11 protein-coding genes and 1 other RNA gene are annotated in these 13,300 nt (G+C 56.0%); 9 read left to right on the forward strand and 3 right to left on the reverse strand.

All coding sequences use genetic code 11. From position 1 onward, the window contains the following. Positions 1-147: 147 nt before the first annotated feature. Positions 148-1,383, forward strand: a complete 1,236-nt coding sequence (serA, locus tag AC3Y5R_RS05520; RefSeq protein ID WP_158783935.1) for a phosphoglycerate dehydrogenase — start codon at positions 148-150, stop codon at positions 1,381-1,383. Positions 1,384-1,689: 306 nt separating this feature from the next. On the opposite strand, the gene AC3Y5R_RS05525 is transcribed toward serA, so the two are convergent. From AC3Y5R_RS05525 to zapA, 3 genes are all read right to left on the reverse strand, one after another. Further along, on the reverse strand, positions 1,690-2,277 hold the full coding sequence (locus AC3Y5R_RS05525) for a 5-formyltetrahydrofolate cyclo-ligase (RefSeq protein ID WP_489920487.1): 588 nt from the start codon (positions 2,275-2,277) through the stop codon (positions 1,690-1,692). A gap of 126 nt (positions 2,278-2,403) precedes the next feature. Continuing rightward, positions 2,404-2,587: non-coding RNA, 6S RNA (gene ssrS / locus AC3Y5R_RS05530), on the reverse strand. Positions 2,588-2,628: 41 nt separating this feature from the next. Beyond that, on the reverse strand, positions 2,629-2,958 hold the full coding sequence (gene zapA / locus AC3Y5R_RS05535; RefSeq protein ID WP_158783937.1) for a cell division protein ZapA: 330 nt from the start codon (positions 2,956-2,958) through the stop codon (positions 2,629-2,631). A 171-nt stretch (positions 2,959-3,129) separates the two neighbouring features. Between zapA and AC3Y5R_RS05540 the strand changes: the two genes are divergently transcribed. The 8 genes from AC3Y5R_RS05540 to AC3Y5R_RS05575 all read left to right on the forward strand — a co-directional run bounded on the left by AC3Y5R_RS05540 (position 3,130) and on the right by AC3Y5R_RS05575 (position 13,254). Beyond that, positions 3,130-3,708, forward strand: coding sequence for a YecA/YgfB family protein (locus tag AC3Y5R_RS05540; protein WP_158783938.1), 579 nt, complete (start codon positions 3,130-3,132; stop codon positions 3,706-3,708). Positions 3,709-3,747: 39 nt separating this feature from the next. Then, on the forward strand, positions 3,748-5,064 hold the full coding sequence (pepP, locus tag AC3Y5R_RS05545; protein WP_489920488.1) for a Xaa-Pro aminopeptidase: 1,317 nt from the start codon (positions 3,748-3,750) through the stop codon (positions 5,062-5,064). Next, positions 5,061-6,239: a 2-octaprenyl-6-methoxyphenyl hydroxylase gene (ubiH, locus tag AC3Y5R_RS05550; protein ID WP_489920489.1), complete on the forward strand. Its 1,179-nt coding sequence runs from the start codon at positions 5,061-5,063 to the stop codon at positions 6,237-6,239. The genes pepP and ubiH overlap by 4 nt, the downstream gene beginning before the upstream one ends. Before the next feature lie 13 nt (positions 6,240-6,252). Then, the gene (ubiI, locus tag AC3Y5R_RS05555) at positions 6,253-7,455 is read left to right on the forward strand and encodes an FAD-dependent 2-octaprenylphenol hydroxylase (protein WP_489920580.1); all 1,203 of its coding nucleotides are present in this window, start codon (positions 6,253-6,255) and stop codon (positions 7,453-7,455) included. A gap of 541 nt (positions 7,456-7,996) precedes the next feature. After that, a complete protein-coding gene (gcvT, locus tag AC3Y5R_RS05560) occupies positions 7,997-9,091 on the forward strand; it encodes a glycine cleavage system aminomethyltransferase GcvT (RefSeq protein WP_489920490.1) in 1,095 nt (364 codons plus the stop codon). Between the two features lie 68 nt (positions 9,092-9,159). Further along, a complete protein-coding gene (gene gcvH / locus AC3Y5R_RS05565; RefSeq protein ID WP_158783942.1) occupies positions 9,160-9,546 on the forward strand; it encodes a glycine cleavage system protein GcvH in 387 nt (128 codons plus the stop codon). A gap of 23 nt (positions 9,547-9,569) precedes the next feature. Then, positions 9,570-12,443: an aminomethyl-transferring glycine dehydrogenase gene (gene gcvP / locus AC3Y5R_RS05570; protein WP_489920491.1), complete on the forward strand. Its 2,874-nt coding sequence runs from the start codon at positions 9,570-9,572 to the stop codon at positions 12,441-12,443. 67 nt (positions 12,444-12,510) lie between these two features. Then, a complete protein-coding gene (locus AC3Y5R_RS05575; protein ID WP_489920492.1) occupies positions 12,511-13,254 on the forward strand; it encodes an SDR family oxidoreductase in 744 nt (247 codons plus the stop codon). Positions 13,255-13,300 lie beyond the last annotated feature (46 nt).

Raw genomic sequence — 13,300 nt, forward strand, 5'->3', positions numbered from 1 at the left:
ATTATCTGTTGATTTGTGCCTGTCTGCTTCCTGCCCGTGCTGTGATGCAGGCAATCGTTTGTATTGCCGCAGGCGTAATTTTTGATATTTTGACAGAAGGCTGGCTTATGCCAGCCACTTCTGAAGTCTGCTAAATAGGGTCGGGAAATGGCAAAAGTATCACTGGAGAAAGACAAGATTAAGTTCCTGTTGGTGGAAGGCGTACACCAGAAAGCCGTAGATAATCTGCGTGCTTCTGGCTACACCAACATCGAATTTCATAAAGGCGCACTGGACAGCGAAGCTCTGAAAGAGTCGATCCGTGACGCGCACTTTATCGGCATCCGCTCGCGTACTCACCTCACCGAAGAGATTTTTGCCTCGGCTGAGAAGCTGGTCGCCGTGGGCTGTTTCTGTATAGGCACCAACCAGGTCGATCTGAAAGCAGCAGAAAAACGAGGGATCCCGGTATTCAACGCGCCTTTCTCCAACACCCGATCCGTAGCTGAACTGGTCATTGGCGAGCTGTTGCTGATGCTGCGTGGCGTCCCTGCGGCGAATGCTAAAGCACACCGTGGCGTGTGGAATAAACTGGCCGTGGGCTCGTTTGAAGCGCGTGGCAAAAAGCTGGGTATCGTCGGTTACGGCCATATCGGTATGCAGCTGGGCGTGCTCGCTGAAAGCCTGGGCATGCATGTGTTCTTCTATGATATTGAGAACAAGCTGCCGCTGGGGAATGCGACCCAGATCCGTCATCTGTCCGACCTGTTGAATATGAGCGACGTGGTCAGCCTGCACGTGCCGGAAACCCAGTCGACCCAAAACATGATGGGTCCGGAAGAGCTGGCGATGATGAAGCCAGGTTCACTGCTGATTAACGCATCACGCGGGACAGTGGTTGATATTCCGGCGCTGTGCAAAGTGCTGGCCGACAAACATCTGGCTGGTGCCGCAATCGATGTGTTCCCGGAAGAACCGGCAACCAACAGCGATCCGTTCAATTCTCCGCTTTGCGAGTTTGATAACGTGATCCTGACGCCGCACATTGGCGGTTCCACCCAGGAAGCGCAGGAAAACATCGGCAGCGAAGTGGCCGACAAGCTGGCGAAATACTCGGATAACGGCTCGACGCTGTCGGCGGTTAACTTCCCGGAAGTTTCCCTGCCGATGCATGGCGACCAGAGTCGCCTGTTGCACATCCACGAGAATCGCCCTGGCGTGCTGACCGCGATCAACAACATTTTCGCCGGGCAGGGGATCAACATCGCAGCACAGTATCTGCAAACCACCCCCTCAATGGGCTATGTGGTGATCGATATCGATGCGCCGCAGGATGTGGCTAACACGGCTCTGCAGCTGATGAAGGCTATTCCTGGCACCATTCGCGCCCGACTGTTGTACTGAGCAGGGAAATGGCGGGCACCATTGGTGCTCGTCTTCTGTACCAAGCAGAAAACTGCCAGGCACCATTCGAACTCGCCTTTTGTACTAAGCAGAAAACTGCCAGGTACCATTCGTACTGGCTTTTTTATACCTGACAGACAACTTCGGGCTTAACGCGAGGGGAACACAGGCTGTGAATAAAGCGTCTCGCGCCATGGACGGTGCGAGTCGAGCTGTCAGGGACGACGCTTTTTGCGTCTTTATGAGCGGCCTGTGTTCCCCACGCAGGCTCCAATATCTCAGGCGATTTCTTTTTTCCCTGCCTTCTCACCACTGCCATATCTTCGAGGGTGTAATCATCGCCGGTAATGGCACATCCCACTCCGCCACTGGCAGGGCTTCCACCTGCTGACAATCATGCGCCAGCCCGACCGGCAGAAAGCCATGCTGCTGCCAGTTCTGCAACGTACGGTCATAAAATCCTCCTCCCATCCCGAGACGCTGCCCCTGTGCATCAAACGCTACCAGAGGAACCATCAGCACATCCAGCTCGCTCAGCGTTGCCAGATTACGGATATCCAGTGGCGGCTCGGGAATCCGCAGGCGATTAGGTTGCAGTGACGTTTCGGAATCGTAGCGGATAAATAGTAGTTGTCCCTCAGCGAAGGGATGAAGCACCGGCAGGTAAACTTCCTGTTTGTGCTGCCAGAGTCTGGCAATCAGCGGTCGCGTATTCAGCTCGCCATCAAAAGAGAGAAACAGGGCTATTTTTTTCGCCTGCTGGATGGGAGCAAAGTTCAGCGCACGTTCAGCGGCATGTACGGCAGCCAGCTGCTGCTGTTCGGGCGTCAGGGCACGACGCAGATGGCGAACGTGGGTACGAATATCCTGGCGATCGAGAAGATTGAGGGACATGAATTTCACCGTATCAGGAGATAACGTTTAAGTTGCCCGGAAACCGGAAGCTTACAGTGAAAGGTGTTCAGGTGGCGAATTGTTCGTGGCCCGAAGCCAGAAAACGTTGCCGGTAAAACTGAGGAGGGAATCTCCGAGATGCCGCCGCAGGCTGTAACCCTTGAACCCTTGGTTCAAGGTGAATGTGTCGTCGCAACCATCAGGCTTCTCGGACTGACCGAGCTTGCTCACAGGTTACAGAGCAACACACTCTGTTGGTATAAAATATCGGCTCAGGGGACTGGCCCGCATGCAAACATCTCAGAGAAATTTTTACTTCACCGTCACTGTAACACAGTAAACGCTGATGTGTTATTCGAATTGAGGACCTGTTCTTTCCGTTATGCGACCCTGCTCAAGCAATGCCTGCTCGATGGTCTGTTGCAGCATCCGGATACGTTGTTCCATATTACTGGCATAGTCGCGGGTTTTATTTTTTTCCTGCGCCAGCTCATGGCAAATATTCAGGGCAGCGATGAAAACCAGCTGCTCAGTATTTGTGACTCTAGTGCGAACTTTTAAATCTTGCAACCGCTGATTGAGGTCCTCGGCAGCCATGTTCAGCGCATCTTGCTGTTCAGGCGGACAATTCACTCTTAACGAACGGCCAAAAATTTGAATATCTACGGGTTGAGCAGACATGAAACCATCCTGACTGATTACTTCGCCGCCAATCTCCCTTACCGCTCAATGGGTTGGGAGGGTAAGCGACTATAACTACCCCATACAGAAGAAACAACCCCTTTCTGGAATCGTTGAGGCACCTGGTGGTAGCATAACACGAACTTAATCAGCCAACGACGACCAAAACGTATGTCACTAACAAACACAATGCCGGGCTATGACGCGCTGGCCTCAGTACTGACGCAGCAGGGTGTGGGTATGACGCCTGCTGAAATGCATGGTTTGATCAGCGGATTGCTGTGTGGTGGCAACAAGGACAGTAGCTGGCAGGCGCTGGTTCATGACCTTACCAACGAGGGGATGGCTTTCTCCCAGTCTCTGGCGCTGCCGCTGCAACAGTTGCATCAGGGCATCGGTGATTCGCTGGAGGATGAGGGCTTCCTGTTCCAGCTTTATCTGCCGGAGGATGATGATATTACCGTGTTCGACCGCGCTGATGCGCTGGCGGGCTGGGTGAACCACTTCCTGCTGGGACTGGGCGTTTCACAGCCGAAGCTGGACAAAGTGAAGGGTGAAACCGGTGAAGCTATCGACGATCTGCGCACTATTGCGCAGCTTGGCTATGATGAAGACGAAGATCAGGAGGAGCTGGAGCAGTCGCTGGAAGAGGTGATCGAATATGTGCGGGTAGCTGCGCTGCTCTGCCACGACACCTTTACCCGCACCAGCCCAACCGCCGTGGAAGTGAAAAAACCGACCCTGCATTAACGGTCGGCCCCTAACATGGAGTGCATTCAGGAGAAGCTGATGACACAGCAAGAGTTTGTGCGTCGTCGCCAGGCGCTGCTGGCAAAAATGGTCCCGGCCAGCGCTGCGGTGATTTTTGCCGCGCCAGAAGCGACCCGCAGCAACGACAGTGAGTATCCCTATCGCCAGAACAGTGATTTCTGGTACTTCACCGGTTTTAACGAGCCGGAAGCGGTACTGGTATTGATTAAAAGCGATGAAAGCCATAACCACAGCGTGTTGTTCAACCGGGTTCGCGATCTGACCGCTGAAATCTGGTTTGGCCGTCGCCTGGGGCAGGATGCCGCACCTTCGATGCTGTCAGTCGATCGCGCACTGCCTTTCAGCGACATCAGCGAGCAACTGCCTCAATTACTGAACGGGCTCGACGTGGTTTATCACGCTCAGGGACAGTACGCTGAAGCCGATTCGCTGCTGTTTGCGGCACTGGAAAAACTGCGTCGCGGCTCGCGCCAGAATCTGACTGCTCCGGCAAGCATCACTGACTGGCGGCCGTGGGTGCATGAGATGCGGCTGTTTAAATCTCCGGAGGAGCAGGCCATCCTGCGTGAAGCGGGGAGGATCAGCGCACTGGCCCACACCCGCGCCATGCAGCAGTGCCGCCCGGGAATGTATGAATATCAGCTGGAAGGTGAGATCCACCACGAATTCAATCGCCACGGTTCCAGATTCCCTTCTTACAACACCATCGTCGGCGCGGGTGAGAACGGATGCATCCTGCACTACACCGAAAATGAGTGCCAGATGCGTGATGGCGAGTTGGTGCTGATTGACGCAGGTTGTGAACTGCAGGGTTACGCTGGCGACATCACCCGTACTTTCCCGGTGAACGGCAGATTTACCGCGCCTCAGCGTGCAGTCTACGACATCGTACTGGCTTCTTTATACAAGGCGCTGGAGCTGTTCCGCCCAGGTACCAGCATCCGCGAGGTCAATGCGGAAGTGGTGCGCATCATGGTAACCGGGCTGGTGAAACTGGGCGTAATGAAAGGTGAGGTGGACACGCTGATTGCTGAACAGGCTCACCGCAAGTTCTTTATGCACGGGCTCAGCCACTGGCTGGGCCTGGACGTACACGACGTCGGTTTCTACGGCAACGACCGTGATCGTATTCTGGAACCCGGAATGGTGATCACCATCGAGCCGGGCCTGTATATCGCCCCGGATGCGGATGTGCCAGCGGAATATCGCGGTATCGGCATTCGTATCGAGGATGACATCATCATCACTGAAGACGGCAACGAAAATCTGACCGACACAGTGGTGAAAGATGCCGATGAAATTGAAGCATTAATGGCGGCAGCGAAGGCGCAATGAGCATTGTAATCGCAGGAGGAGGAATGGCGGGAGCCACGCTGGCGCTGGCTATTTCTCATCTTACCAGGGGAAAGGTGCCGGTGACGCTGGTCGAGGCTTTAGCCCCGGACAGTAGGGCGCATCCCGGCTATGATGGCCGGGCGATTGCTCTGGCCGAAGGAACCTGCCAGCAGCTGGCGGCGATCAATCTGTGGCCCGTGCTGAAGGAGTGCGCAACGGCGATCACCGATGTGCACGTCAGCGATCGCGGTCATGCGAGTTTCGTCTCTCTGGAGGCAAAAGAGTATGCAATTTCCGCTCTGGGGCAGGTCGTTGAGCTGCATGATGTCGGGCAGCGTTTATTTGCCCTGCTGAAAAAAGCGCCTGGCGTGCGTCTGTGCTGTCCGGCAAAAGTGTCGGCGGTGGTGCGTACTCAGCAGCAAGTTAGCGTCACGCTGGACAATGGCGAAACGCTTGAAGCGCAGCTACTGGTGGCGGCTGATGGTTCCCGCTCTGCGGTGGCCGCATCTTGCGGTATTAAGTGGCAGGCGCAGGATTATCAGCAGGTCGCGGTGATCGCCAATGTTTCCACGCAGCAGCCTCATAACGGACGGGCTTTTGAACGTTTTACCGAGCATGGCCCGCTGGCACTGTTGCCGATGTCAGGCGGTCGCAGTTCGCTGGTCTGGTGCCACCCGCTGGCCGATAAAGAACAGGTAGATGGCTGGAGCGATCGGCATTTCCTCGACGAACTGCAAAAAGCTTTTGGCTGGCGTCTGGGTCATTTCACCCAGGTGGGGCAGCGCCACAGCTATCCTCTGCAGCTGCAGGTTTCTTCTCAGCATGTTTCTCATCGCCTGGCACTGGTCGGTAACGCAGCTCAGGCGCTGCATCCGATTGCGGGTCAGGGATTTAATTTAGGTATCCGTGATGTCATGTCGCTGGCGGAAACCGTTGCCGCCGCATGGCGATCCGGACAGGATGTGGGAAGCTACAATATTCTGCAGCAGTATCAGCAGCGGCGGCAGCCGGATGCCGCGGCAACCATTGGCATGACAGACAGTCTGGTCAGATTGTTTGCTAATCGCTACATACCGCTGGTGGTGGGACGAAATCTGGGCCTGATGGCGATGGATTCCCTGCCGCTGGTGCGTAATTTGCTGGCCGAGCGCACGTTGGGCTGGGTTGAGCGTTAAGGAGAGAGCAGTGATGCAAACCTATGATGTGATCGTTGCCGGAGGCGGCATGGTCGGTCTGGCTGTGGCCTGCGGCCTGCAGGGCAGCGGGATGAAGGTGGCTGTGCTGGAAAGAGAAACGCCGGTTGCGCTGGCTGACGATGCTGCGCCTGCGCTGCGGGTTTCCGCAATCAATGCCGCCAGCGAACGCCTGCTGCTGCACCTGGACGTCTGGAGCAGCATTCTTGCCAGTCGTGCCAGTGCCTATCACGGCATGGAAGTCTGGGATCGCGACAGCTTTGGGCAGATTGCCTTTGATGACGCGCAGCAGGGGCTGGCGCATCTGGGGCACATTATTGAGAATGCGGTGATCCATAAGGCATTGTGGAACAAAGCCAGTGAGCTGAGTGATATCACGCTGATTTCGCCAGCTGAGCTGCAGCAGGTGGCTTTTGGGGATAACGAAGCATTTGTGACCCTGAATGACGGCACGATGATGAGTGCCCGACTGCTGATCGCAGCAGACGGCGCCAACTCGTGGTTGCGCAACAAGGCGGATATCCCGCTGGCGTTCTGGGACTATGAGCACCACGCGCTGGTGGCCAACATCCGTACTGAGAAGCCGCACGATGCCGTCGCGCGTCAGGTTTTCCACGGCGAGGGCATTCTGGCTTTCCTGCCACTAAGCGATCCGCATCTCAGCTCCATTGTCTGGTCCCTGCCGCCGCAGGAAGCGACACGTCTGCAATCAATGCCGGAAGAGCTGTTCAATCAGCAGCTGTCTGTGGCCTTCGATCTGCGTCTGGGTTTGTGCAACGTTGAAAGCGAGCGCAAAACTTTCCCATTGATGGGGCGTTATGCTCGTAATTTTGCAGCACATCGTCTGGCGTTGGTGGGAGATGCGGCACACACCATTCATCCGCTGGCAGGGCAGGGAGTGAACCTCGGCTTTATGGATGCGGCAGAGCTGATTGGTGAAGTGAAGCGTCTGCACCAGCAGGGCAAAGATATTGGTCAGCACCTCTATCTGCGTCGCTATGAACGCAGCCGCAAGCACAGTGCGGCAATGATGCTGGCAGGGATGCAGGGCTTTCGTGAGCTGTTTAATGGCAATAACCCGGCGAAAAAACTGCTGCGGGATATCGGTCTGAGCCTGGCCGACAATCTGCCGGGCGTTAAGCCGCGTCTGCTGAAGCAGGCGATGGGCCTTAACGACCTGCCGGAGTGGCTGCGCTAAGCTGTCTGATCAGGGTAGCGCAATGCTGCCCTGACTTCACGCTCTCTGCCGCTTACCTTTTTTCCGGGGAAATCGCGGTCAGTATTTCCCTGTCCATCCTTCCGGCAATATCTTTTTTCCAAATTGACCCTGATTAGGTGTGTAGCCTGCACACCTCCTTCGTCGTTGAACCCGCTATTCCCTGTGCCCCATTTTGGGTCATCGTTTGAAAAATTCTAATTTAACCGCTCACTTCGCATTATATTTTTTTATGCATTATTTATTTTAGTGCAGCGGGATTTCAGCCGTCAGGGGCCGATTCGCTATTTTTAAACTGACTTTTTTATTGATTACTGCCGTTTATGTGCGGTTTGGTGCAGATTTGTGGTGAAAAATGCTGGAAACTGACCAGCGTCTCCGCGCTGCACCATAACGATTCGACCCCGTTTAACTTATGGTTAATGGCCGCATTCGGTGGTAAGTTCAGAGCCTGGGTAACGTTTGCGCCAGGCGTGATTTTGCCAGGGCAGGCACCGGACAACCAGCAAAGCACAGGAATGATATGACTCAGCAGACCCCCTTGTTCGAACAACATCAGGCTTGCGGCGCACGCATGGTGGATTTCCATGGCTGGATGATGCCGCTACACTATGGCTCCCAGATGGATGAACACCACGCGGTCCGTACCGATGCCGGTATGTTTGACGTGTCGCACATGACCATTGTCGACCTGCGTGGAGCCCGCACTCGCGACTTCCTGCGCTACCTCCTTGCCAACGATGTCGCCAAACTGGCCCAGCCAGGTAAAGCCCTGTACACCGGAATGCTGAATGCTTCCGCTGGCGTAATTGACGATCTGATTGTTTACTTTATGACCGAAGACTTTTTCCGTCTGGTGGTCAACTCTGCTACCCGCGAAAAAGATCTGGCTTGGATCACCCAACATGCTGAGCCGTTTGGCGTGCAACTGACTGAGCGTGACGACCTGTCGCTGATTGCCGTGCAGGGCCCGAATGCTCAGGCCAAAGCACAGAGCCTGTTTAATGATGCCCAGCGCCAGGCCGTCGCCGGTATGAAGCCCTTCTTTGGCGTGCAGGCAGGGGAGTTGTTTATTGCCACCACGGGTTACACCGGTGAAGCCGGTTATGAAATTGCGCTGCCAAACGATCAGGCAGCAGATTTCTGGCAGAAGCTGGTCGCTGCGGGCGTGAAGCCAGCTGGCCTGGGCGCACGTGACACCTTGCGTCTGGAAGCGGGGATGAATTTATACGGTCAGGAGATGGATGAGGGTATATCTCCGCTGGCCGCCAATATGGGGTGGACCGTGGCATGGCAGCCTGAAGATCGTGATTTCATTGGTCGTGAAGCGCTGGAAGCCCAGCGTGAAAAGGGCACCGAACAGCTGGTCGGCCTGATCATGACCGAAAAGGGCGTGCTGCGTAATGAACTGCCGGTGCGTTTTACCGATGCCCAGGGCAATCTGCAGGAAGGGGTGATCACCAGCGGCTCCTTCTCTCCCACTTTAGGGTGCAGCATTGCGCTGGCCCGCGTCCCTGCGGGGATTGGCGAACAGGCTATCGTACAGATCCGCAACCGTGAAATGCCGGTGAAAGTCACCAAACCGATTTTTGTTCGCGCCGGTAAACCGGTCGCATAACAGGGCAATTAAGCCGCGGGCGGCCCCTGACGGCAAGCCGCCCAATAATAACTTCAGGAGAGCTGGCGATGAGCAATGTACCAAATGAATTGAAATACCGTGACAGCCACGAGTGGGTGCGTAAAGAAGCCGATGGCACCTACACCGTCGGGATTACCGAACACGCCCAGGAACTGCTGGGCGATATGGTGTTTGTTGATCTGCCGGATGTGGGCAACACCTACAGCCAGGGCGATGACTGCGCCGTGGCCGAGTCCGTAAAAGCGGCCTCTGATATCTATGCCCCGATCAGCGGTGAAGTGATTGCCGTGAACGATGCGTTGGACGGCGAGCCGGAGCTGGTTAACAGCGCCCCGTATGCGGAAGGCTGGCTGTTCCGTATTAAAGCCAGCAATGAATCTGAACTGGATTCACTGCTGGATGCCGATGCTTATAAAACCAGCATCGACGAATAACCCGTAATCAGGATTTGTTGCTAATGACCCAGACTCTCAGCCAGCTTGAACACACCGGCGCGTTTATCGAACGCCATATCGGCCCATCGCAGGAGCAGCAGAATGCGATGTTAAATGCCACCGGTGCCCGCTCTCTCACCGACCTGATCGCCTCTATCGTACCAGCGGATATTCAGCTGCCTGGTCCACCGGCGATCGGTGATGCCCTGACTGAGCATCAGGCACTGGCGGAACTGAAGGCCATTGCCAGTCAGAACCTGTGTTACAAATCCTATATCGGCATGGGTTACACCCCGGTGCTCACCCCGCCGGTGATCCTGCGTAATATGCTGGAAAATCCGGGCTGGTACACCGCTTACACTCCTTATCAGCCGGAAGTGTCTCAGGGACGTCTTGAGGCGCTGCTTAATTTCCAGCAGGTCACGCTGGATCTGACCGGCCTGGATATCGCTTCTGCCTCACTGCTGGATGAAGCGACAGCCGCCGCTGAAGCGATGGCGATGGCTAAGCGCGTCAGCAAGCTGAAAGGGGCCAACCGCTTCTTCGTGGCTGATGATATTCACCCGCAAACACTGGATGTGGTGCGCACCCGTGCAGAAACCTTTGGTTTCGAGGTGTTGGTCGATAAGGCGGAGAAAGTGCTGGATCACCAGCAAGTGTTTGGCGTGCTGTTACAGCAGATCGGCACAACTGGCGAAGCGCATGACTACACCAGCCTGATTGCTGAACTGAAAGAGCGCAAGGCGATCGTCGCTGTTGCGGCTGACTTTATGTCGCTGGTCCTGCTGCAGGCTCCGGGTAAACAGGGTGCGGATATCGTGTTCGGTTCCGCTCAGCGCTTTGGCGTGCCAATGGGCTACGGCGGTCCACACGCGGCCTTCTTTGCCGCCCGCGACGAGCACAAACGTTCTATGCCGGGTCGTATCATCGGCGTTTCCCGCGATGCCGCAGGGAACACTGCGTTGCGTATGGCGATGCAGACCCGCGAGCAACACATCCGCCGCGAGAAAGCGAATTCCAACATCTGTACCTCTCAGGTGCTGCTGGCCAACATCGCCAGCCTGTATGCCGTGTTCCACGGCCCGGTGGGGCTGAAGCGCATTGCTTCACGTATTCACCGCCTGACCGATATTCTGGCGGCGGGCCTGCAGAAAGGTGGCCTGACGCTGCGCCATCAGCACTGGTTCGATACCCTGACAGTGGAAGTGGCCGACAAAGCTGCGGTGCTGGATCGCGCGCTGAGTTTTGGTGTCAACCTGCGCACTGATATCCATAACGCCGTTGGCATCACCCTGAATGAAACCACGCTGCGCGAAGATGTCGCCGCGCTGTTCTCTATTCTGCTGGGTGAAAACCACGGCCTGGATATTGACCAGTTAGATGCTGCTGTCGCGGCAAACAGCCAGTCAGTGCCAGCTGCGTTGCTGCGTCAGGACGCGATCCTCAGCCACCCGGTCTTCAACCGTCATCACAGCGAAACTGAGATGATGCGTTACATGCACAGCCTGGAGCGCAAAGATCTGGCGCTGAACCAGGCGATGATCCCGCTGGGATCGTGCACCATGAAACTGAACGCCGCAGCAGAGATGATCCCTGTCACCTGGCCGGAGTTCTCCGAGCTGCATCCATTCTGCCCGGCCGATCAGGCTACCGGCTATCTGCAGATGATCGGTCAGCTTTCCCAGTGGCTGGTGCAGCTGACCGGCTATGATGCACTGTGCATGCAGCCTAACTCCGGCGCACAGGGCGAATATGCTGGTTTGCTGGCAATCCGTCGCTACCATGAAAGTCGCAATGAAGGCGGGCGTAATATCTGCCTGATCCCAAGCTCTGCGCACGGCACCAACCCGGCTTCTGCGCAGATGGCGGGGATGGAAGTCGTAGTGGTTGCCTGTGACAAGCAGGGTAACATTGACCTGCACGACCTGCGGGTAAAAGCTGAACAGACCGGCGACTCGCTCTCCTGCATCATGGTGACTTACCCGTCGACTCACGGTGTGTATGAAGAAACTATCCGCGAGGTTTGTCAGATCGTTCATCAGTACGGCGGCCAGGTTTATCTGGACGGCGCGAACATGAATGCGCAGGTCGGTATCACCACGCCGGGCTACATTGGCGCGGATGTTTCACACCTCAACCTGCATAAAACTTTCTGTATCCCGCACGGCGGCGGCGGTCCAGGTATGGGCCCAATCGGCGTGAAAGCCCACCTGGCCCCGTTTGTGCCGGGCCACAGCGTGGTGCAGATTGATGGCGTGCTGACGCAGCAGGGCGCTGTTTCTGCCGCACCGTTTGGCAGTGCATCCATCCTGCCAATCAGCTGGATGTACATTCGTATGATGGGCGCGGAAGGTCTGAAGCAGGCCAGCTCTGTGGCTATCCTTAATGCTAACTACATCGCTAGCCGCCTGCAGTCAGCCTATCCAATCCTCTACACTGGTCGTGACGGTCGCGTGGCGCACGAATGTATTCTGGATATTCGTCCGCTGAAAGAGCAGACCGGTATCAGCGAGCTGGATATTGCCAAGCGCCTGATTGACTATGGCTTCCATGCGCCGACTATGTCCTTCCCGGTGGCCGGAACGCTGATGGTTGAGCCAACCGAATCGGAAAGCAAAATTGAGCTGGACCGCTTTATCGATGCGATGCTGTCAATCCGCATGGAAATCGGCCGCGTGGCAGCAGGTGAATGGCCTGCGGAAGATAATCCGCTGGTCAATGCACCGCACACGCAGATGGAAATTGTTGGCGAGTGGTCACACCCGTACACCCGCGAGCTTGCAGTCTTCCCGGCAGGTAGTGACAACAAATACTGGCCAACCGTTAAACGTCTTGATGACGTTTACGGTGACCGTAACCTGTTCTGCTCCTGCGTACCGATGAGCGAATACGAGTAGTTCTGCTGATTTTTGACTACAGTAAAAAGGGCACATGACATGCCCTTTTTTTATTGCGGAGTGGCAGATGAAAATCGCATTAGTGACCGGAGGCAGCCGGGGGATTGGCCGGGCTACCAGTATTCTGCTGGCCCGTCAGGGATACTGTGTGGTGGTGAATTACCATCGGAATAAGGAAGCGGCGGAAGAGGTCGTAAAGATTATCCATCAGCACAGTGGCCTGGGATTTACCCTGCAGGCGGACATTGCAGATGAGGAGCAGGTGATGGCGATGTTCCGGCAGATCGACAGCCTGCCAGGGACGCTGAGCGTGCTGGTGAACAATGCCGGGATCCTGTTTCAGCAGTCAACGGTTGAGCAACTGACGGCGGAGAGGATTAACCGGCTGTTTGCCACCAATGTGACCGGGACTTTCTTGTGCTGTCGCGAGGCGGTTAAAAGGATGGGGTGCCATCATGGGGGAGAAGGTGGGGCGATTGTTAATGTGTCCTCCGCTGCTGCCCGTACTGGTGCGCCGGGAGAATACGTAGATTACGCGGCCTCCAAAGGCGCGATGGATACGCTGACCAGAGGATTATCGCTGGAAGTGGCAGCGCACGGCATCCGCGTAAATGGCGTGCGGCCCGGTTATATTTACACAGAAATGCATGCCGACGGCGGTGAACCGGGCAGGGTGGATCGTGTTGCTCCGGCCATTCCGATGCAGCGTGGCGGCCAGCCGGAAGAGATCGCTCAGGCTATCAGCTGGCTCCTGAGCGAAGAGGCCTCCTACGTCACCGGCACCTTTGTTGATGCGGCCGGTGGGCGTTAAAAAAACGGAGTCTTCGGTCAGATAGATTGGTCGCCATATATGGCGA

The organism is Erwinia sp. 009765445, from assembly GCF_058137865.1.